This is a genomic window from Paenibacillus algorifonticola (assembly GCF_000971975.1).
Classification (GTDB): Bacteria; Bacillota; Bacilli; order Paenibacillales; family Paenibacillaceae; genus Pristimantibacillus; species Pristimantibacillus algorifonticola.
The window spans coordinates 219,755-240,624 of record NZ_LAQO01000006.1 but is presented as its reverse complement, the minus strand read 5'-3'; the positions used below and the strand labels follow the sequence as shown (position 1 = coordinate 240,624).

Genomic DNA, 20,870 nt, shown 5'->3' with positions numbered 1-20,870 from the left:
TCACTTGAGTTCTGATCTGCCGCTTATTTGCTTATTCTCTAAGCTACTGCACGAGCAGCCGCTCTAAAGCAAATGGCTCCCCGCTGTTTTCCAAGGCGGGATCCTCGGCTCTAAACATGCGGCGTGCTTCATCGCCTCCCGCTTCGCTGGCCGGGAGCTGTTGCTCTGCAACCGCAGAAGCACCAGCAAAGGCATTTTTGACCGTGACCTTAAAGCGGTAATATTGCTTGTCGAAGGGCTCATTGGCTGTCAGTTTAAAATAATAAACGCCTGAAGGAAACCGCTTGTTTTTCACTTCTAGCTTGCCTGTGCTTCCTGTTTTCTGCGTAAACAGCTGCTGCTGCTTTTTATCGTATGCTATGACTTGCATTACCTTTCCTGATGGTACATTAAACACCTGCAAATCAATTTGGCTCGCTTTGGTGAGGCGCAGTTGGAACCAATCGACATCGGTGCTGCTGTTAATGACACCCACATACTCTGTACCGCTGCGTATGCTCAATCCTTCGTAATATTGATTGTTTGGCTCGTTGGGATCATCGTATTTCGGTACATAATTGATTTTAAGCGTGTATTGCCCGGTAACCGGGCTGGCCTCAGACGAAATAGCATTATGCACACGAATATAATATTTCCCGGGTGTGACTGTCAATATTGGCGATATTTCAGCTTGACCTTCAGACTCCTCGTCATAGGCACGAAGCGACTGTCCGGCACGCTGGATCGCAAGGCCCGGGTCAATTCGCGCCGTATTCCCTTCCAAGGTGAGGCGCAGCGTGCCGCTTTGCTTGAACGTAATCGCATACCAGTCGCGATCCGCCTTCTGATGAAAGTTGCCAACTACAGTCTGGCTGCGCGGTGACAAAGCAAATGCTTCATACGTCTGGTCATTCGATTCATAAGCATCCGGCTTCATGATAAAAGAGGAGTTCAGCAAATAGGGCTGACGGGTGCCGTTATCGCTGTTCATGAACTGGACGCCTATTTTTTGCGTCCCTTTTTTTACCGTGAACTCGGCATTGCCGCTGGCAAGCTTCGTCGTATAAGTATTTTTCTGGATACCGTTCACATAATGCAGCAACCGAACGGGCGGAATCGCAGCTCCTGTTTCAGTAAGCGATTGATACTTAATCGTGAGCTTGCCATCATATGGCGCCTCCACGGTATACCAATCGATATCCTTGCCCGTATTCAATACAGCAGATAGTTGCTTGTTCAAGGGGAGAAAAGCAGCTGTGCCCCTCGTATCATTCGGCTCAAAGCCATCTGCAATAACTGGTGTGCTCAGCGCTTTATCAATTTGCAGCAGCCCATAGCCTGTGCGATTGTCGAAGCCAGACTCACCAATGTTGCGCGTAGTTTGGCGCAGCAGCTCCCTGACTTGATACGTTTTGAGCTTCGGATAACGGGCCCAGATGAGTGCCGCCGCTGCTGCCACCTGAGGGGCGGCCATCGACGTGCCCTCTTCCTTCTTATAGCTTCCGCCTACCGCCGTCGTATACACGTTCCAGGCAGCCGACAAATCCAGCTCCGTACCTGGATTCGAACGCAAATCTGGCGAATTGTCCGCCTTCACGCCGCCAACTGCAAGCACCGTCGAATAGGCGGCGGGATATTTTACTGCAGCCAAGCTTCCGAGCGACTGACCATCATTGCCCGCTGCCGCGACCAGCAGTACCCCTTTGCTCTCAGCATAGTTTACAATATCCTGCATATAAGGAGAATAACGATATAGTCCAACGGAGAGCACGACGATTTTGGCCTGCTTGCGCACAGCGTACAAAATCGCTTCGCCCAAATCCTGCTCCGTGCCATCGCCATTATGATCAAGCGCCTTGATCGGCATCAGCTTCGCTTTCCACAAAATGCCGGACACGCCAATGCCATTGCTGCCCGATGCGGCAATTACCCCGGCCACGCTTGTTCCGTGGCCGTTATTGTCCTCAGGCGGCATGTCCGTGTCGATCAAGTTGATGCCGGGGACGAGATTTTTTTTGAGATCGGGATGGTCGAGATCGATACCCGTATCGACAATCGCGATCGTCAGCGCGGTTTGCTCGCGCACGGTTTTCCAAGCGGCTAGCGCGCCGATCTGCTTGAGATAGCTTTGCTTCGCAAGCTCGGGGTCGCTGGCCGCCGCTTTAGACGCAGCGGCGGCTTTGAGGGTCGAAGCCTCGCCGGAGGCTGCTTCGGCTGCGGAGCTGTCGTCCGCCTGCTGTGCGGCGGACAGCTCTAAGGCGTGTACCCGGCCATTCGGGTACACGTATTCCACGCCCGGCGTGCTCCGCAGCCGGCGCAGCCACGCTTCGACGTCCGCCGACGCTTCGGCCGGACGTACGACGTCGACCGCCGCCTCAGCCTGGCGGCGGATCACGAGCGTCCCGCGCAGCTCAGCTGCTTGCGCGGGGTCGCTCCATTTGAGGAGCCAGCTTTGCGGCGGCTCCTCTTTTGCACTTGGGGCGGCGTCAATGCGCCTCCCCGCCCAGGGCTCTGCGGCGGATACAACGCCGCAGAGCAACATAACCGCCAGCAGCGCAGCAAGCTGGCGGCGCAAACTGCGGAACCTACCATGATTAACCTTCATGTTATTTATTCTGCCTTTGCATTCGTATTTTTCTCGCACCTTCGCATCTCGCACCTATCTCATGCCGTTGTATCTACTCATATCCCATTACCTTTCGCGCTCCGAGCAAGCTTGTCCTTGTTCCAGCCAAAGATAACGACCAAAGACCCAGCTTGCCTGCATCCATACTGCCTTCTTACCCGGTTGTGTCCCTTCCAATCAGGGGCCCCGGCTACTTCATCAGCAAGCCTGGGAACAAGCCCAGCACAACAAGAGCGACGGCGCAAATCACAATGCCCGCCGAGGCAGCAAACGGAAGCTGCAGCGAACGTTCATCGCTGCCCGTTCTCATGAACATTTGCCGAATGAAGCCAAAATAAGCATAGGTGGCTGCCAGAGTGCACGCAGCCATGACGCCCAGCAGCCAATAGGCCTCTGCAGCGGCGCTGCCCAGCCATATATACACTTTGGCAAAAAAGCCCCCTGTAACGGGCAGGCCTGCAAACGACAGGACGAAAACAACCATAGCTGCCGCGAGCCAAGGCGACCGATGATACAAACCGGCCAGACCGCTGAGCTTTCCATGCCCCGTCGCTTCCCGAACGGCTGCCAAAATAGCCGTAGCCCCAAACATCGCCAGCATATACACGGCGAAATGATAGCCAAGCGGTGCGAACGAGCTGCTATGAACGGGTGCAAGACTAAGTGCGACCGGAACAAGCAAATAGCCGCTGTTTATGACGCTCGCCCAGCCCAATATGTGAGCAGCCTGCTTTTGTCTCAGCAGGGCGACCGTGCCCCAAGCCATTTGACTGGCCGCAATCGCCTGCAAGCCAACATAGGCGCTGTTTAAACCTAATAGTTGGACAATCGCCGTTTCACGAAGCAGGTGAAATAATACAGCGGCGGTTGCACCTTGGCCTGCTACCGTCAGAAACATAGCGCCCGCCGTATAAGAGAAGCTTGTGTTTGTCTCTTCCTCGTTGGAAACCCAAATGCCAAATGGGAGGGCTGCCACTTTAACGCCCAAGCCGCATGCCATCAGCAAAATGGCCATGTAGCCAAGCGAAGCATACGGCTTTATATCGGAGATGCCCGCACGAATAGCAGCTAAATCCAGTTCGCCTGTCAAACCATAAATATAAGACATGCCGAACAGCAGCAGGGCAGTACCCACTCCGGAACGTACCGAGAAACGTAATGCCGGTCGCTCGGGCCGGGACAGATGCTTGTACCGCTTGTTCAACGTGGCAAAAATCAGGCTCAATGCTGCCAAACTAAACAGCTCTAGTCCAACATACAGCGTAATCAGATTGGAAGGCGCTAGCAGCAGACGTATGCCAAGCAAGGCAGTGGGAATATATAAATAATGGTTAATACGCCGCTCCCGTTCCTCTTCTAGGCTGAGCAGAACCACTACGAATGCCCCCACAATAATTAGCAAAAACATTAAGCTTTCCGCATTTAAAGCGAGGTACGTGATTCCAGCAACTCCGCCAGGCCCTCTGCCCTCCGCGAACTCTATCGCTGCTTCTGTACCATTGGCTAACATGCGCCATAAAGCTGCCGCAAATACGACGACCAGCCAAGTCAGTGTCAACCAGCCTGACGCCGCTCCCGCCTGGTTCCACAAACGAAACCGGACACCCGCAGCAAGTGTAATCAGCAGCAAAAGAAGGAGCAGCTCAGGAATAAGCTGTACCGTGCTCCACCAAAGCTGCGATCCCAGCGCTTCACTATTTGTCATGAGCTTATCCCCCCATCCTGCCTGCCAGCAATTGACTATAAAGCCCCGTAATGCTTTGCTGCACCGTATCGGTCAAAAATGACGGGAAGCAGCCCAGAAGGACGATAAAAGCAAGCAATATAATCATGGGCGCCGCCTCAATGAAGCGGGCATCCTTGAAAGCTGTATGCCGCTCATCAATCGGCCCGAAGATCACTCTCAGCAGGCATCTCAGCATATAAGCCGCAGTGAGCACGATTCCTGGCATTGCGGCAGCAGCAAGCCATGGCAGTGTATCGAACAAGCCGAGCAGCGACAGCAATATCCCCGGAAAGCCAGCTAGGCCCGGAATGCCGATAAGCGACAGCCCTGCGGCCATGAATATGCCGCAAATAAACGGAAGCGAACGGGCCAAGCCGCCAAGCTCGGATATTGCCGTTGTTTTAGCCCTCTCCTGCAAGCTGCCGACAACGAGCCATAACAGGGCAAAGCATAAGCTGCTTGCCATGAGCTGAAAGATCGTCCCTTGCAGCCCAATTTCATTAAAGGCAGCGATGCCAAGCCAAATGAACCCCATTTGGCTGAGCGAGGCATAAGCAAGCAGCTGCCTCATATCCGTCTGGCGCAGCGCCAGCAAAGCCCCGTACAGAAGCTGAACAATGCCGATAACGGCCATAGCCGGGGCCAGTTTCTCCGCTTGCTCTGGGAACAAAAACACCCCGTAGCGCAGCAGTCCATAAGCCCCGGCAGCCGGAAGCAGGCCCGAAACAATCATCGCTACCGATGTCGGTGCACCGGCCTGCGCTCTCATTAACCAAGTATGAAATGGCAGAAGTGGCATAAATAGCCCGAAGCCGATAAGCTGCAAAATAAACAGTACCATCCTGACGCCCTCAGACAATGGCGCGACGGCAGCCTCTCTCATATCCAGAACCTCTTGGCTCATTGAGGTGTCTTCTGCAAGCAGGCCACGGGCGATTCCGCCATATCCCCCGCTGTATACCGTCTGGAGCTGCTCGCCAGCCTTTTCTATGCGAAGCCCCGCCGTACAGGTCAAAATGAGAAATACGGCAAGCAGCAGCAAAGAACCTAGACCGGCCCCAGCCAATAACCGATTTGCCGTACGCTCTCCGTCCGGATTGCCCCAAATGCCAAGCAGAAAATAAAGAGCGACCAGCGCGGCCTGTATAAATACAATAAACAGCAAAACATCCCTTGCCATAAAAAGCCCTATCAGTGAAGCTTCCAACCCTAGCAGCCAAAAATAAAACGCCTTGCGCCGCTTCCTAAGCTGAACGGCTGTCACAACAGCGAGCCCTGTCACTAGCGCGGCAGCAAGCAGCAAAGGCAGCGAGAGCCCATCTACCGCAACCGCATAGGAGAAGGACAATTTCGCTTCGCTATATGCTTGTCCCGCAGATAAAGCAAAAGGGAGCGGGATTTCAATCCAATGATGGTGCTCCGCATAAGCGCCGCCCCCCTGCTGCTGATTAAACGTCGCATATAAAAAAGCGGCGAAAAGCAGCGGAAGCAGCGCTGCAAGCACAGCAAGCGACTGCATCACTCGTCCTTGCCGCGCTGGCGTGAGCAGTACAAGCAGCATCCCGGCAGCAGGGGTCAGCCACATCAAAGACAAAAGCGGCAGCTCTGTCAAAAATGCCATTTTACCACTCTCCCTTTGCAGCCATGATGATGATCGTGATGACCAAGCCAAGTATGATCGCTAGTCCCATCCCGCGAATCGTACTGCGAAGGCTAAAGCTAACCGCTAGCCTTCCCAGCGCATACAATAGTTGAGCCGCCAGCTTGGGCAGCGCGCCCATGGCCTGCTCAATCGCCGCTAATGCCGCTCCAGCGACGGCAAACGACCGTTTGATCGCACTCGCTTTGTCTGCCACCCATCCAGCAGAAGCATCCTTCAGCTTATTTCCGTTAGACAGCAGCGCGCTCGCATCACGTTTATTTTTCAGCCATCCCAGCCAAATTCCACCTAGAAGAATCGCGACAGCAGCCAGCATCAATCCTAAGGACATGCTGCCCTGCCTGCCAGCCGCATCTCCATCGAGCCAATGTTCAGGCAAGCTGCCCCAGACCAATTGAAAGAAGCCTGAAAGGACAACAATCGCGGCAAGTATAACAACCGAATAGCTCATAAGGCGCGAAGGCTTTTGCCCTTGCTCAGGTATTCCTGCTGCAGCTGAACGAGGCTTCCCTTCAAATATAAGAAAATACATGCGGGACATGTAGGCTGCGGTCAAGAACAGTACAAGCATGATCGCGGCTAGCCATAATATATGCTGCTCTGAGGCTTCCGCCCAAATAGACTGCTGCAGCCAAAAGCCTGTGAGCGGAGGAAGCCCGCATAAAGCCAAGCCGCCAATTAAAAATGTCCACGCCGCAAGCGGCATATGCTTGCGCAAACCACCCATAGCCCCTATATCCGCTGTTCCAACTGTCCGTAGTAGATGGCCCGCTGCTAGTACAAGCAGTGTTTTGCATATCGCATGGACCAGCACATAAAGCATACTGCTTGTGGCGGCCCCTAGAGCAAGCGAAAGCTGAACGACTCCTAGCTGGCTAATCGTCGAATAAATCAACACTTTCTTTATATCCCGCTCCATTAGCGCCCTTACAGCGGCGTAGACCGCCGTCACAACGCCAATATATAGCGCTGCTTCCGTTACGGCTGGAGCCGATTGGAAGATTTCTGTCGTTTTGGACAGAAGCAGCGCTCCTGTCATCATGCCTGCTCCTTGCAGCAGCGCGCTCGCGGGCGCAGGAGCCTGCTCCGCGTTGCTTAGCCAAGCGTAAAGCGGAAACTGCGCAGCCATTCCCACCGCTCCAAGCAGCAGTAGACTGGCGATCAGTGTCGTTATATTTTTCGCAATCGCACCGGATTGCCCTTCAAATACGTTATGTATAGCGGCAAAATCAAGCGCATGCTCCGGCATGAACCAGAACAGCAGCAGCGTTGCAAGCAGTAATCCGGCACTCGCTAAACGCAGCATTATAAAAGCTCTCTTGGCAGCTGCACGCGCTGTACTCTTCGCGTACCAGAAACCAAACAACAGAAATAGGCTGACGGAAGCCAGCTCCCAGAACAAATAAAACGCCAGTACGTTATCTGCAAGAGAGAGTGCCAGCAGCGAGAAGGTGAATAAGGACATATAGCTGTAGAACACCGTCAAGCGTTCATCCCTTTTCATATAACCAGCGGCATAAATATGGACCAGAACGCTCAGCAAACTGACGCCCACCAGCAGCAGCGCGCTCATATTGGTAACCTCAAACCCTATTCGCAGCGTAATACGATCTATCGAAATCCAGTTAAAGCTATCATTGTAGTCGACCGCGCCCTTGCGGAATCGCTCTATCCATACCAGAAGCGACAGCAGCAGCGAAGCAGCAGCGCCTCCCGTTCCAACCCAGACGCCAGCGGTATGAGATCCCCGGCCAAGCGCCATCAGGATCAAATAAGCGGCAAGCGGCAGCAGCGGAATAAGAAAAGCAGCCTCGGCATACATTTGCATCTGCTACGATCACCTCCTGTTCAACTATTATTCACGATTAGAGACTGCGACGAAATAAAGTACCGCTAATTTGTTGACAAAACTCCCAAAACCGTGGAGATTTTGTCAACAAAAGCGGGTACTAATTCCCTTGCAGCTCCTTAGAGGTGGAGTCTCGTTTGTATAATACAATTAATACGGCCGCTCCAATTGAAGCCTGCGCGAAAAAAACCACCAGAGGAAGAGTTCGAAGCCCTTCCGCTATCCCCTGCTTAAATAAGCTTAGTGCAGCAATATTCAACTGGGCTCCGCATAAAATGATACTTACACATAGCAAGGCCACCAATGAATTTCGTTTGACAATTGCCCCGTACACACCAATAGCCATCAGCGTCGCCGCCATCATCAAATGGGCAGGAAGCAGAGGCATTTCATCGCCAGAATAGGGCGTCTCCACAATAACATACAAAAGAATAGCGAGCAAAAGCGGAATGCCTACAGCAGCTGCCATTTCGCGGGAAGCGATTGCAATAGCCCGGTTATGCTTGCCTATTTCCGAATGTCTCCTAATTTCTGAGCCTAGCAAAATCCCCATTGTCCCCACATATAGGAGAGCCTGAAAAAGCGCAATCGGACCAGCCTCCAGCCGGACGAGCAATCCTGTATTCCCTATAATCGTGAACACTACGCCCAAAGTCAGCTTGGGCAGCAGCCTAGCATGAATCATAATGCAAGACCCCACGACAACAAGAGCCGAATAAAGGAAGAACGCGGTTGTTTCTGCCGTAAACCATCCATTAAACAATGAACCGCACTCTCCCTCTCCTAAGTTTAACATAAAAGGACCGAGCTAATCATAAGCTTCGGTCCTTGCAAAAAAGGGATTTGCCTCGCCCATGCATGCTAGCTTAGCATGGCGTTATCGTCCCTTTGCCGTCACCTTCAACTATCCGATGAAAAAGGGTTGTATTTTGCTTTTTTTCCAATCTAATAATAGTTACAATTATAACAAATGCTCCCACTACCGTCTATGATGGAGTTTTAGGTGCACCCACAGTGAAAAGGCCTGCCAAACCGCTGAAAACCGCGATCCGCAAGCCTTTATCTGCCCTACTTTTCTATTACCGGAACGCCGAACCGACTATCTAATTCTAGACTCTGTTAATTTGAATTGGCCCACGAGCTGCTGGAGCAGCGTTGTAATAGACTCGACATTCGTTGAAGTATGGCGAACGTTGTCCATCTCCACAATCAGCTCCTGCACCTGTCCTTCCACATCAGAGGAAACCGAGCGATTTTGCAAGCTGACCTCGGCAATTTGCTCCATCAGCTTCACAACCTCCTCCACAACCTGGGTTTTGCGCTGATCGTCCGCTTGCGCCGATTGCAGCGTGCGGGCTGCTGCAGCAACCAGCTCAGTGCCTTCTTCTACCACCTTCGTGCCCTCGTCCATAGAATGATAGGCCTGCTCGGCCTCTGAATAAATTTGCTTCGTAATGCCATGCACTTCCTCTGTCGATTTCTTGGTCAATTCCGCCAGCTTGCGAATTTCGGAAGCGACGACAGCGAAGCCCCGACCCTGCTCACCGACACGCGCCGCTTCAATAGAAGCATTAAGTGCAAGCAAATTGGTTTGCGACGATATTTCCTCAATAACTTGCAGCACATCGCGGATATCTTCTACCGTCTTCATAAACTTGCGAATCGTCTCATTGGTGTCCCCGACCTTGGAGGAAATATGCTGCATCTTCTCGCCGATACGGCCTACCTCCGTTTGCGCTACAGCGATTTGCTCTGCCGCTTGGCGCTCCAGCACATTAAGGGTATCGCGCATTTCACCCGCGGCATTTTTTGCCTTGTCGATATCCTTCAACTGATGACGAAGGCTGCCAATCATATGGCCCACCTTGCTGCCTACCCGTTCCGTTGACAAAGCGGTATTCGCCGACGACTCATTCATCACAGACTGGCTGCTAAGCACCTCGGAAGCCGTCAGCTTCACCTGCAGCATAATGCCTTCGAGCGAATCGATCATATTGTTGATCCATTTTGCCAGCTCCTGCGTCTCGTCGCAATCGAAGTCACTCGTCGACAGCCGCTGGGTCAAATCGCCTTTCCCTTCGGCATTTATGCGAATAAAACGGTTGATCCGCTCCAGATGCCCCGTCAACCGCTGCGATTCCTTGCGCTGTACCGACATCGCAAACAAAATGCCGTACAGCAAATTAAATCCGCCAAGCACAGCCGCCGCTCCCCATAGCGGCATATAGCCGATTACCAGTGAAGCAAGCAGAAACGTTAGAACGCTTTGCAGCATCACCGCATACATTTGCAGCTTGCGCTGCCGCCAGCCAATACTGCGTTGCCGATAAACCTCTTCAAGATCGCCCTCGCACATCATCCCCCATAGATCAGGGCAATGAGGCATTCGGAAGGTCACTCCTTTGCCAATGACGGCAATGTGGCGATAGTCCGAATAACCGGGAAACTGGGCGAACAAATTGCTGCCATTGCGAATCGTACCTGCGACGCCAGGATGCAGCTCGCCCGTTGCCGGATCAGTAAAAATAATTTCCAGCTCGGTATGCTCCTTAATCGATACGGTACCCCAGTCTGTCGTTACGCCATCTTTTAAATTTTCGCCATGTGTGAATGTACGATCCTCAAAGCGGCTGCGGGATAGCGCTGTTCCGGGCACAATATTACGCTGCAGGCTGGGCTCTGCCATGAACAGATAATTGTCGCCCGAATCTGGATAGACATGTCCTGACTCACGCTGGATCAAATCGCCCAGCACATCGTTAGGCACTCTCCCGCATAAAGTTCCGACACGGCTGCCGTTCACAAGCAGCGGCTGCATGAACATAATCGTCATTTTGTCGTGAAAGGAGGAGGTTCGGGCCCCTAGCTTGAGTGTAATCCCGTCTTCGAAAGGACCAAAAAAACAGCGTCTGCCGGCTGGATCGCCTATGTTCGTGTATTGCATACCCGGAGATAGCGGACTGCCCTCTCCATAGTGCGTCCCCATATGTGCCGGGTAGGTGGAGTGCGCTACATCATTGTGGTTGTCTAGGAGGAAAAGCTCCGTAAAATCCATACCCCTCGCATAGGCTCGTTCGAGCAAAGGAGCTATCCATTTCTGCTGCTCCTTGCTGAAGGCAGCGGCTTGCATTGCGGATAGGCCATCCGATAATTGATTCGACAGGCGCTCCATATGCCCCCAATACTCACCCGCCCATTGCATCAGCAGCTCTTTGCGAGTATCTGCAACGCCTTCGAAAATGTGCTCGACATCTTCCTTAATGCCAGAATTGAGCTTCCATGATACCCACAGTGGAAACCCCGTCCTTGTACCTAGCCAATCAAACATGCGCACTCCCCCTATGCCCTTCCTTAATTTTCTTTTATGTAAAGTATATTAACATACATTTCAACCGTTTTCCTAGAATAATGTTAGCTTTTTTAACCAAATATGTTTAGATAGATGCGATTTGTGCGAAAAAAAACCAATCTTCTGCACGAATCCCGTACAATTGATTGGTTTCCTCATTATATTGAATGATTAGTTCAAAAGGCTCATTTGATAACAGAACACGAAATCCCTCTTATTTCTTGAAAAAAGCTTTAAAAGCCTGCCAGCGGTTTGCCGCGGCCCCACTTTGCCAATCTGGAGCATCAGCAAGGGCCTCGCCCCTTAAAAGCGAAGAAGCATTTTGCTGAAAATAGTCCGACCACTCCGTGCCCATTACCTTTTGTATCCGGTCATACGCTTCCTTCAACCTGAATCCTCTGCGCTCTACATGATGTGCATCAGAAGACACGAGGTGAATAAGTCCCGCTTCACATAGCTTCCATGAAGCCCGCTCCACCGTCTTGCCGAAAGCGCCCAGCAAGGAATGGCTCGTCACTTGGCCAAATGCGCCTAACCTGACAAGCTCTTCAAGCCGCGCCGGCTGCTGTATGATAGCTGCGTTCCGCTCGGGATGAGCGATGACCGCATGTATGCCAAGCAGCCCAAGCTCATAAACGGTCTGCTCCGTATTTTTCGGAATATGGGAGGATGGCAGCTCCAGCAGCATGTAGGATGAACCTGCCAGCGTCAGCAAGCTTCCCTGCTGAAAGTGTTCAAGCAGCTCCTGATGCAGCCGAACTTCCTGTCCGGTATACACATCAAGCGGAATATCCAGCTCTTGCAGCAGCTCATTAAGCGTACGGGTCAGCTCTTCGACAACTTGAGTCGGATTCACATATCGTCCGTTAAGGTGATGAGGAGTTGCAATAATCGTTTTAATTCCCTCGGCAGCAGCCGCTCTTGCCAGCGCAACCGAATCTTCCAGGCGGGCCGCACCATCATCAATACCGGGAAGAATATGTGTATGAATATCAATCATAGTGGAGGGCTCCTCTCCTGCGTTTTCATTTACAAAAAACACCGCTAACGCCTCTTACAGGACATTAACGGTGTTTGGGTATCAAGTATTATTTTTGCGCTGTGCCAATCCGATTCATTGCGCGCTGCAAAGCAAGCTCCGCACGGCGGAAATCGATCTCATCGCGTTTGGCAGACAGAAGCTGCTCAGCGCGTGCTTTCGCTGCTTTCGCACGATCAAGATCAATATCGGTCGCAAGCTCGGCGCTTTCAGCCAAAATGACGATTTTATCTTTACGAACCTCGATAAAACCACCATTTACAGCAATAACATCAACTTTTCCATCGCGCTTGATTACAACTGGTGCAATACGAAGCTGTGTTACGAGCGGAATGTGGTTTGGCAAAATGCCCAGCTCACCTTCGACACCTTTCACACTAATCATATTCGCATTCTCCGCGTACACTTTACGCTCAGGAGTAACGACTTCTACCAAAAAGGTACTCATGTGGATTCCTCCCGCCTTTCGCTACTACAGCGTTTTGGCTTTCTCCACGGCCTCTTCAATCACACCTACATACCGGAAAGCTTCTTCCGGAAGGTCGTCATGTTTGCCCTCGAGAATTTCTTTGAAGCTGCGCACGGATTCTTTAACTGGTACATATTTACCTTTAATGCCTGTGAAAGGCTCGGCAACGTGGAACGGCTGGGACAAGAAGAGTTGAATTTTACGTGCGCGAGCAACGGTCAATTTATCTTCCTCGGACAGCTCGTCCATACCAAGAATCGCGATAATATCTTGAAGCTCTTTATAGCGCTGAAGAATTTTCTTAACGCCTTGAGCTACATTGTAATGCTCTTCGCCAAGAATATCCGGGCTAAGGATACGGGAAGATGAAGCAAGTGGATCTACCGCTGGGAAAATACCCATCTCGGAAATTTTACGCTCAAGGTTTGTCGTTGCATCCAAGTGGGCAAACGTCGTTGCTGGAGCTGGATCCGTATAGTCATCGGCAGGTACATAGATCGCTTGGATCGATGTAACCGAACCTTTTTTCGTTGAAGTAATACGCTCTTGCAGTTGACCCATTTCAGTTGCCAGCGTTGGCTGGTAACCTACCGCGGAAGGCATACGGCCTAGAAGGGCCGAAACCTCGGAGCCTGCTTGTGTGAAACGGAAGATGTTATCGACGAACAGAAGTACGTCTTTGCCTTCCTCATCACGGAAATATTCAGCCATTGTCAGACCCGTTAGAGCTACACGCTGACGTGCGCCTGGCGGCTCGTTCATTTGTCCGAATACCATTGCTGTTTTGCTAAGTACGCCAGAGTCTTTCATCTCGTGGTACAAGTCATTACCCTCACGCGTACGCTCACCAACACCTGCGAATACGGAAATACCGCCGTGCTCTTGTGCGATGTTGTTGATCAGCTCTTGAATCGTTACCGTTTTACCTACGCCCGCGCCGCCGAAGAGGCCGATTTTACCGCCTTTTGCGTATGGTGCAAGCAAGTCGATAACTTTAATGCCTGTTTCGAGAATTTCCGATTGTGTCGACAATTCGTCGAAAGCAGGAGCTTCACGGTGAATAGGAAGATTGATTGAAGAAGTAGCATCGCCAGCTTCATCGATCGGTTGTCCAAGTACGTTAAATACACGGCCAAGTGTTGGAGCGCCAACCGGAATCGTGATTGGAGCGCCAGTATCAATGGCTTCAGTACCGCGTACAAGACCGTCCGTTGTGCTCATCGCTACAGCACGGACTTTATTGTCACCGAGGTGAACAGCGACTTCAAGCGTAAGATTAATATCTACACCGCCATTTTCGCCCTTCTTCTCGATTTTGACAGCGTTCAAAATTTCCGGCAGGTTGCCGCGTTCGAACTCTAGATCGACGACCGGACCCATGACGGATACAACGCGTCCTTTTTTCATGGTATTCCCTCCTGGTTCCTTCTTGTTACTAGCCGGCGGAGCAGCCTCTCTCAGGGCTTCTGCCGGCGTAGTGTGTTACCTAAGATTGAGCATTTGCTCCTGCAACGATCTCGGAAATTTCCTGTGTGATAGCCGCTTGACGAGCACGGTTGTACGTAAGCGTCAAATTGCTGATCATCTTCGTCGCATTTTTCGTTGCACTGCCCATAGCCGTCATCCGGGCGCCGAACTCACTTGCCTTGCCGTCCAGCAATGCGCTGTAAATAAGCGTCTCCGCATATTTAGGCAGCAATGCCTCCAGCACGCCTTCCGGCGATGGCTCGTATTCATACGCTGCTGTAGAAGCTGCGCTTCCGTCTACCGATTCTAGCGGCAGCAGGCGCATTTCCGTAGGAATTTGGGTAATGGCATTAACGAATTTATTGTAATACACGTACAGCTCGTCAAAAGTGCCGTCGGCAAATTTCTGAACTGCTGTCGAAGCTACGATCTTGATATCTGCAAACGTAGGAGCATCCGGAAGACCGGTTACTTCTTCTACGATCGGCATATTGCGGCGGCGGAAATAATCCCGGCCCTTCTTGCCGATGACGAACAATACGAAATCATCATTCGACTTATGCTTGCTGCGAATCGCGTCCGTTACCTTACGAAGCACGTTGGCGTTGTAGCCGCCTGCCAGACCACGATCAGACGTGATGACAAGATAACCTGTCTTTTTGATCGGACGGGTTTCCAGCATTGGGTGCTTAACGTCCTTCGTACCAGCAGCGATGCTTGCCACAACTTCCTTCAGCTTCTCTGAATACGGGCGGGATGCCTGTGCAGCTTCCTGCGCTCTTCTCAGCCTGGAAGCCGCGACCATTTCCATCGCCTTCGTAATCTGCTTCGTATTTTGTTTACTCTTGATTTCGCGTTTAATATCGCGCATACCTTTAGCCATTTGGTTTCACCCGCCTTTGTTGCCTCGCAGCACTCCTGTACGCAAGCTCGGATATAGAGCCGCGCAAGCTATAAGGGATGGCTGCGAAGCCTAATGATTGGTACGAGCAGCATATATAAGAACTTAGAGGAACCTTTCGTTCCTCGTAAGCTCCAAAATTAAGCCGTTACGGCAAAGCTTTTCTTAAATTTGTTGATCGCATCAACAAGGGCTTTCTCGTTATCAGCAACTAGATCCTTCGTATCGCGGATCGAATTGCCGATTTCCGGGTGATTGGAATCGAGGAACGCCAGGAATTCTTTCTCAAAGCGCAAAATGTCGGCAACCGGAATTTCATCCAGATGACCTTTAACCGCGGAGTAAATCGAGATAACTTGCTTCTCAACCGGCATCGGCTGGTTAACGCCTTGTTTCAGGATTTCCATTGTGCGAGCACCACGGTTCAGACGGGCAAGCGTTGATTTATCAAGGTCGGAACCGAATTGCGAGAACGCTTGAAGCTCACGGTAAGCCGCAAGGTCAAGACGGAGCGTACCGGCAACCTTTTTCATCGCTTTAATTTGTGCGGAACCGCCGACACGGGATACCGAGATACCAACGTTAACCGCTGGACGTTGACCAGAGTAGAACAGGTCCGCTTCCAGGAAGATTTGACCGTCAGTGATCGAGATAACGTTCGTCGGGATGTAAGCCGATACGTCAGAAGCTTGTGTCTCGATGAAAGGAAGGGCAGTCAAGGAACCGCCGCCTCTTGCATCGCTCAGCTTAGCTGCGCGCTCAAGCAAACGGGAGTGAAGATAGAAGACGTCACCTGGGTAAGCTTCCCGACCCGGTGGACGGCGAAGCAGCAAGGAAAGCTCACGGTATGCTGCCGCTTGTTTCGACAAATCATCGTAAATAACGAGTACATGCTCGCCTTTGTACATGAAGTATTCGCCCATCGAGCAGCCTGCATAAGGAGCCAGGAACAACAGTGGAGCTGGCTCGGATGCGCCCGCAGTTACAACGATTGTATATTCCAAAGCGCCATGACGGCGAAGAGTTTCTACAACGTTAGCAACGGTGGATTGCTTTTGGCCGACAGCGACATAAATACATTTTACGCCGTTGCCTTTTTGATTGATGATCGCATCAATCGCGATAGCCGTTTTACCTGTTTGACGGTCGCCGATAATAAGCTCACGTTGACCACGGCCAACTGGAACCATCGCGTCGATCGCTTTAATACCTGTTTGCATAGGCTCATGAACCGATTTACGGTCGATAACGCCTGGAGCTGGAGATTCAACCGGACGGGAATGCTTCGTGTTGATTGGACCTTTGCCGTCAAGCGGCTGTCCAAGCGGGTTCACGACGCGGCCCAGCAGCTCTTCGCCAACTGGAACTTCCATGATGCGGCCTGTACGTTTTACTTGATCGCCTTCACGAATGTCCTTGTAAGGACCGAGAATAACGACACCGACGTTGCTTTCTTCAAGGTTCAATGCCATGCCGACAACACCGTTGGAGAATTCGAGCAATTCGCCTTGCATCGCATTTTCCAAACCGTGAACGCGAGCGATACCGTCACCGATGCTAATAACGGTGCCAACATCCACGACTTGAATTTCGGATTTATATTGTTCGATCTGCTGCTTAATCAGCGTGCTGATTTCATCAGGTCTGATACTCAATTCGCTCACCCCTATCTACAGTGCTTTAGATTTTAACTGTTTTTCTAACCGTTCAAGCTTGCCGGACAAGCTGCCATCGTAAAGGCGGTCGCCAATGCGGACCTTCACTCCACCCAGTAGGGCAGGCTCTACGACTTGCACAGCAATAATGGTCTTGCCTGTCAATTCACCAAACTGTGCTGCAACTTCTGCCAGTTCTGCGTCATTCAAAAGACGAGCTGTATATACCGTCGCATGCGCTTGCTTAAGCACATCGCCTGCGATTTTTGTAAATGCTTCGTAGATTTCCACAATTAGCTCCTGACGCCCGCGCACAAAAACCAGCTCCAGCGTATTCAGCAGCAATTCGGAAATGCTTCCACCGAAAGCGGCTTTAAGAACAGCCAGCTTCTTCGAAGCGTCGATATTCGGATAATTCAGAAACTTTTGGATTTCCAGATCTTCTCCAAGCGTTTGTGCAATAGCTTGCAGCTGCTGCTCTACCTCAGAAATAATGCCGCCTTGCTGTGCAAGCTCGAACAACGCTTTGGCGTAGCGCTTCGCTACCGCTGCGTCCCGGCTCATTTGCCGCTTACTTCTTTCAGGTATTGATTAACAAGCTGCTCTTGCGATTTCTCATCAACTTGCTTCTCAATGATTTTCGAAGCGATTTGAACGGAAATACCGCCAACTTCAGAACGAAGGGCTGCAATTGCCTTGTTTTTCTCGCTTTCGATGTCTTTAAGAGCATCATCCTTCAAGCGCGACGCTTCTGTCTTAGCAGTGTTCACGATCTCATCTGCTTGCTTGCTGCTTGTAACTCTTGATTGCTCAATAATCTCGTAAGCTTCTTTACGAGCCTGCTCAAGAGCCGCTTTCTGCTCAATCATTTGCTGCTCAGCTTGCTTACGGCTGGATTCAGCTGTATTCATCTGTTCAAGCACGAGCTGTCTCCGTTTCTCCATAACGCCGAGCAGCGGACCGAATGCGTACTTGTTCAGCAACCAGTACAATACTATAAAAGCTACTATCGCATATACTGTCGATGTCCAATGCAATGCCATTAAAGCCACTCCTTTCCTAACACAAAATTGTCTCAATCACAACGAAGGCGAAGAGGGCTAGGCCTTCCCCGCCAGATACGTGTTTTTAATTAGCTAAAGAATGCAAGGAAGCCGATAACTACGCCGATAATCGGCACAACTTCGACGATACCTACACCGATAAACATTGTTGTTTGCAATTTGCCTTGAAGCTCAGGCTGACGAGCGATACCTTCAACTGTTTTGCTGACGATCATACCGTTACCTACACCTGCGCCAATTGCGGCCAAACCAACTGCCAATGCTGCTGCCAATACTTCCATTTTAAAAATCCTCCTCAATAATATCTCGTTTTGGTTTTGTATTGCTAACCTAGGGGTAATTAAATCCTAGGCATCAAGCTTAAATTAATGATCTTCCTCGTGAATTGCAGCCTGTGAAATGTACACCATCGTAAGCATAGTGAACAAGAAAGCCTGAATTGCGCCGACAAAGATACTGAACGCTTGCCAAGCTGCGAGGAACGGAGTACCGATAACCCCCAGCATCAAAATGGTCGAGATCAGCACTTCGCCCGCATAAATGTTGGCGAATAGCCGTAGTGCCAAAGTTACTGGCTTCGAGATTGTCTCGATCAAGTTGATCGGCAGAAAAATTGGAAATGGATGGAAATAGTGTTTCGCGTAATGCTTCGTGTTCATTTTCAAGCCCAGATAATGGACGAGTATGAATACGATTAGCGCCAAACCAGCCGTTACGGAAAGGTCAGCCGTAGGTGATTTCCACCAAGCTAGCTCCAGATGTCCGCCCTTCGACTGCAACAGCTCCTCTGTAATGCCTAGTGCCGGATAAGCGTGATGGACTTCTGTCACGATACCGAAAGGCAAGCCTAGCAGGTTGGAGATGAAAATAAACATAATCAACGTCATACCTAAGGAAATGAAAGGCTTGACGCGGTTAAGCGGCATTGCGCTGGCAATCAGATTGTGTACAAATTCGACGACCCATTCCAAAAAGTTTTGCATCTTGGAAGGGTTGTCCACCGATAAATTGCGCACAGCAAGTCTCGCCACAACAAAGGTGATGATGGCGGAAACCGTTATCGCAATGAACGTTGAAATGTCGATCTGCAGCGATCCGAGCTGCCACACCGGAAATTCATGCATGTAAAATTCTCACCCCTTTCCACTAAAGTTTATTTCTATTATGAATATAAGCTGCTACCAGAAGAATAAAAGGCATAACCATACAGCCAATTAATGCGGCTGGCATGCTGAAGTCTTCCGGAAAGCGATAAGCAACCATGGCAACCAGCAGCACCATAGCGATGCGGCTTCCAAGTCCCATACCCATTCTGCGAGAGGCTCCTCCTGCTGCTTTAAGCGTAATCATTTCCACTCTGCGCCTCAGTAAAAACGCATTCATGAAACTCGCTGCTAGACCCAGTAGAAGACCGAGTGCGGCTGTTCGCCAGTTCGGCATAAATGCCCAGACAATCAGACACACACCCATCATGAAGAGTAGTGACCTTACTGCTGTGTTCATTATTTTATCCATCGGCATCCTCCATTACCTTCTTCACAAGCAGAATGCCTGAGAGAAGACCGACAGCCAGACCGACCAGTATGCCTCCAACCGTCCAACCCGAACCTCCGCCAAAGCGTTCACTGAGCGACGATCCGAGAAAGTACCCTAAAAAGATACAAATAGCGACTTGCAGTCCGAGTCCGCCGACAAGACCTGCGGCAAACAGCGGATTGTCTCTTCTGTTCTTTTTATCCATGGCCCATACCCCTGTCAATCCTCATTTATTTTATCCAAGCGGCGCAAGGTTTGTCAATTGATAATCCTGTATAGTTTTACTGTACAGATTGCCCAAAAGCCAGTCAAATCAAGCCCTCAGAGCCGACAAAACCATACAGTACAACTGTATGCTGTGCATTGCGCCGCTATTTATAAGACCATGTGTAAACTATGAACGTTGTGTGAACGGATCGGGACGCTCAGAATTTCTTCCAAAATGATGCAGCAAAGCTTGCACGATGCGTGTCGAAGCTTGTCCATCACCGTATGGATTTGCCGCATGGCTCATCTTTTCATACAAGGAAGCATCGTTCAGCAAAGCGCTTGCCCGTCTGTAAACAACCTCTTCATCCGTACCCACAAGCTCAAGTGTACCCGCCTCAATACCTTCAGGACGCTCTGTTGTATCGCGCAGCACCAGCGTTGGCACTCCAAACGAAGGAGCTTCCTCCTGCAAGCCGCCGGAATCGGTCAAAATCATGTAGGCATGTGGATAAAAATTATGAAATTCGAACACATCCAGCGGATCGATAAGCTGAATACGCGGATGCCCGCCGAGAATTTCCGTTGCCGGTTCTTTGACGGCTGGGTTCGGATGAACGGCATACACAATAGCAACATCTTCATGCTCATCAGCAATGCGTTTTACCGCGCGGAAAATATTGCGGTGCGGCTCGCCCAGCGACTCGCGGCGATGCGCCGTCATCAAGATCATCCGTTTGCCCTTCGCCCAGTCGATTACCGGATGAGCAAAGGAAGGATCCACCGTGTACTGGAATACGTCCGTTGCCGTATTGCCCGTTACATAAATCGTAGGCTCCGACTTGTTCTCCTTGAGCAAATTGCTAGCCGACCACGAAGTCGGAGCAAAATGCACATCGGACAACACGCCTGCAAGCTGGCGGTTCATCTCTTCCGGATACGGAGACAGCTTATTCCAAGTCCGCAAGCCCGCTTCCACATGACCCACCTGGATTTGCTTTAGGAAAGCTGCGTAGCTGGCAAGGAACGTCGTCTGCGTGTCACCGTGCACAAGCACGATATCCGGCTTCGCTTCCTCCAAAATCGGATCAAGGCCCTCTAGAACGCGCACAGTAGTTTCTGTTAGCGTCTGGCGGTCCTTCATCACATTCAAATCATAGTTCGGCTGGATTTCAAAAAAATCAAGCACCTGATCCAGCATATGACGGTGCTGCGCAGTAACACAAACGATGGATTCAATATCGTCCGAGTGCTTGTTCAACTCAAGAACAAGTGGCGCCATTTTAACTGCCTCCGGGCGCGTACCGAAAATAGTCATTACTTTTAATTTAGACAAAACAATT

At 50.9% G+C, this 20,870-nt stretch carries 18 protein-coding genes; all 18 read right to left on the bottom strand.

All coding sequences use genetic code 11. From position 1 onward, the window contains the following. Positions 1-43: 43 nt before the first annotated feature. The 18 genes from WH37_RS14680 to wecB all read right to left on the bottom strand — a co-directional run bounded on the left by WH37_RS14680 (position 44) and on the right by wecB (position 20,863). Positions 44-2,584 carry a S8 family serine peptidase gene (locus WH37_RS14680; RefSeq protein WP_052736984.1) on the bottom strand — a complete coding sequence of 847 codons (2,541 nt, stop codon included), beginning with the start codon at positions 2,582-2,584 and terminating at the stop codon, positions 44-46. Positions 2,585-2,795: 211 nt separating this feature from the next. Next, positions 2,796-4,310 carry an NADH-quinone oxidoreductase subunit N gene (locus WH37_RS14675; protein ID WP_046231335.1) on the bottom strand — a complete coding sequence of 505 codons (1,515 nt, stop codon included), beginning with the start codon at positions 4,308-4,310 and terminating at the stop codon, positions 2,796-2,798. A gap of 4 nt (positions 4,311-4,314) precedes the next feature. After that, positions 4,315-5,952, bottom strand: a complete 1,638-nt coding sequence (locus WH37_RS14670; RefSeq protein ID WP_046231334.1) for a complex I subunit 4 family protein — start codon at positions 5,950-5,952, stop codon at positions 4,315-4,317. Between the two features lies 1 nt (position 5,953). Next, the gene (locus WH37_RS14665) at positions 5,954-7,819 is read right to left on the bottom strand and encodes an NADH-quinone oxidoreductase subunit 5 family protein (RefSeq protein WP_046231333.1); all 1,866 of its coding nucleotides are present in this window, start codon (positions 7,817-7,819) and stop codon (positions 5,954-5,956) included. A gap of 121 nt (positions 7,820-7,940) precedes the next feature. Further along, positions 7,941-8,603 carry an NADH-quinone oxidoreductase subunit K gene (locus tag WH37_RS34670; RefSeq protein WP_052736983.1) on the bottom strand — a complete coding sequence of 221 codons (663 nt, stop codon included), beginning with the start codon at positions 8,601-8,603 and terminating at the stop codon, positions 7,941-7,943. Between the two features lie 336 nt (positions 8,604-8,939). After that, positions 8,940-11,168 (bottom strand): methyl-accepting chemotaxis protein, encoded by a 2,229-nt coding sequence (locus tag WH37_RS14655; RefSeq protein ID WP_046231332.1) that lies wholly within the window; start codon positions 11,166-11,168, stop codon positions 8,940-8,942. Positions 11,169-11,403: 235 nt separating this feature from the next. Next, positions 11,404-12,189 (bottom strand): tyrosine-protein phosphatase, encoded by a 786-nt coding sequence (locus tag WH37_RS14650; protein ID WP_046231331.1) that lies wholly within the window; start codon positions 12,187-12,189, stop codon positions 11,404-11,406. An 88-nt stretch (positions 12,190-12,277) separates the two neighbouring features. Further along, entirely contained in the window at positions 12,278-12,676 is a 399-nt protein-coding gene (locus tag WH37_RS14645; protein WP_046231330.1) for a F0F1 ATP synthase subunit epsilon, read from the bottom strand. A gap of 24 nt (positions 12,677-12,700) precedes the next feature. Next, positions 12,701-14,104, bottom strand: coding sequence for a F0F1 ATP synthase subunit beta (atpD, locus tag WH37_RS14640; protein ID WP_046231329.1), 1,404 nt, complete (start codon positions 14,102-14,104; stop codon positions 12,701-12,703). 79 nt (positions 14,105-14,183) lie between these two features. After that, a complete protein-coding gene (gene atpG, locus WH37_RS14635) occupies positions 14,184-15,047 on the bottom strand; it encodes an ATP synthase F1 subunit gamma (RefSeq protein WP_046231328.1) in 864 nt (287 codons plus the stop codon). A gap of 158 nt (positions 15,048-15,205) precedes the next feature. Then, positions 15,206-16,720: a F0F1 ATP synthase subunit alpha gene (atpA, locus tag WH37_RS14630; RefSeq protein WP_046231327.1), complete on the bottom strand. Its 1,515-nt coding sequence runs from the start codon at positions 16,718-16,720 to the stop codon at positions 15,206-15,208. 15 nt (positions 16,721-16,735) lie between these two features. Continuing rightward, positions 16,736-17,284: a F0F1 ATP synthase subunit delta gene (locus tag WH37_RS14625; protein WP_046231326.1), complete on the bottom strand. Its 549-nt coding sequence runs from the start codon at positions 17,282-17,284 to the stop codon at positions 16,736-16,738. Next, positions 17,281-17,763 carry a F0F1 ATP synthase subunit B gene (gene atpF, locus WH37_RS14620; RefSeq protein WP_046231325.1) on the bottom strand — a complete coding sequence of 161 codons (483 nt, stop codon included), beginning with the start codon at positions 17,761-17,763 and terminating at the stop codon, positions 17,281-17,283. The genes WH37_RS14625 and atpF overlap by 4 nt, the downstream gene beginning before the upstream one ends. A gap of 89 nt (positions 17,764-17,852) precedes the next feature. Continuing rightward, positions 17,853-18,065 carry a F0F1 ATP synthase subunit C gene (atpE, locus tag WH37_RS14615; RefSeq protein WP_046231324.1) on the bottom strand — a complete coding sequence of 71 codons (213 nt, stop codon included), beginning with the start codon at positions 18,063-18,065 and terminating at the stop codon, positions 17,853-17,855. An 84-nt stretch (positions 18,066-18,149) separates the two neighbouring features. Continuing rightward, entirely contained in the window at positions 18,150-18,908 is a 759-nt protein-coding gene (atpB, locus tag WH37_RS14610) for a F0F1 ATP synthase subunit A (RefSeq protein ID WP_046231323.1), read from the bottom strand. Positions 18,909-18,930: 22 nt separating this feature from the next. Further along, positions 18,931-19,299, bottom strand: coding sequence for an ATP synthase subunit I (locus tag WH37_RS14605; RefSeq protein ID WP_046231322.1), 369 nt, complete (start codon positions 19,297-19,299; stop codon positions 18,931-18,933). Then, positions 19,292-19,525, bottom strand: a complete 234-nt coding sequence (locus WH37_RS14600; RefSeq protein ID WP_046231321.1) for an AtpZ/AtpI family protein — start codon at positions 19,523-19,525, stop codon at positions 19,292-19,294. Before WH37_RS14600 ends, WH37_RS14605 begins: the two co-directional genes overlap by 8 nt. A gap of 189 nt (positions 19,526-19,714) precedes the next feature. Then, a complete protein-coding gene (wecB, locus tag WH37_RS14595; RefSeq protein WP_046231320.1) occupies positions 19,715-20,863 on the bottom strand; it encodes a non-hydrolyzing UDP-N-acetylglucosamine 2-epimerase in 1,149 nt (382 codons plus the stop codon). Between the last annotated feature and the right edge of the window lie 7 nt (positions 20,864-20,870).

Coding starts and splice junctions, on each gene's coding strand:
- WH37_RS14645 (WP_046231330.1), bottom strand. CDS start 12,676: ATGAGTACCTTTTTGGTAGAAGTCGTTACTCCTGAGCGTAAAGTGTAC.
- WH37_RS14680 (WP_052736984.1), bottom strand. CDS start 2,584: ATGAAGGTTAATCATGGTAGGTTCCGCAGTTTGCGCCGCCAGCTTGCT.
- atpF (WP_046231325.1), bottom strand. CDS start 17,763: ATGGCATTGCATTGGACATCGACAGTATATGCGATAGTAGCTTTTATA.
- WH37_RS14675 (WP_046231335.1), bottom strand. CDS start 4,310: ATGACAAATAGTGAAGCGCTGGGATCGCAGCTTTGGTGGAGCACGGTA.
- atpB (WP_046231323.1), bottom strand. CDS start 18,908: ATGCATGAATTTCCGGTGTGGCAGCTCGGATCGCTGCAGATCGACATT.
- WH37_RS14670 (WP_046231334.1), bottom strand. CDS start 5,952: ATGGCATTTTTGACAGAGCTGCCGCTTTTGTCTTTGATGTGGCTGACC.
- WH37_RS14655 (WP_046231332.1), bottom strand. CDS start 11,168: ATGTTTGATTGGCTAGGTACAAGGACGGGGTTTCCACTGTGGGTATCA.
- WH37_RS14625 (WP_046231326.1), bottom strand. CDS start 17,284: ATGAGCCGGGACGCAGCGGTAGCGAAGCGCTACGCCAAAGCGTTGTTC.
- WH37_RS14665 (WP_046231333.1), bottom strand. CDS start 7,819: ATGCAAATGTATGCCGAGGCTGCTTTTCTTATTCCGCTGCTGCCGCTT.
- atpG (WP_046231328.1), bottom strand. CDS start 15,047: ATGGCTAAAGGTATGCGCGATATTAAACGCGAAATCAAGAGTAAACAA.
- atpD (WP_046231329.1), bottom strand. CDS start 14,104: ATGAAAAAAGGACGCGTTGTATCCGTCATGGGTCCGGTCGTCGATCTA.
- atpE (WP_046231324.1), bottom strand. CDS start 18,065: ATGGAAGTATTGGCAGCAGCATTGGCAGTTGGTTTGGCCGCAATTGGC.
- WH37_RS14605 (WP_046231322.1), bottom strand. CDS start 19,299: ATGGATAAAATAATGAACACAGCAGTAAGGTCACTACTCTTCATGATG.
- WH37_RS14650 (WP_046231331.1), bottom strand. CDS start 12,189: ATGATTGATATTCATACACATATTCTTCCCGGTATTGATGATGGTGCG.
- WH37_RS14600 (WP_046231321.1), bottom strand. CDS start 19,525: ATGGATAAAAAGAACAGAAGAGACAATCCGCTGTTTGCCGCAGGTCTT.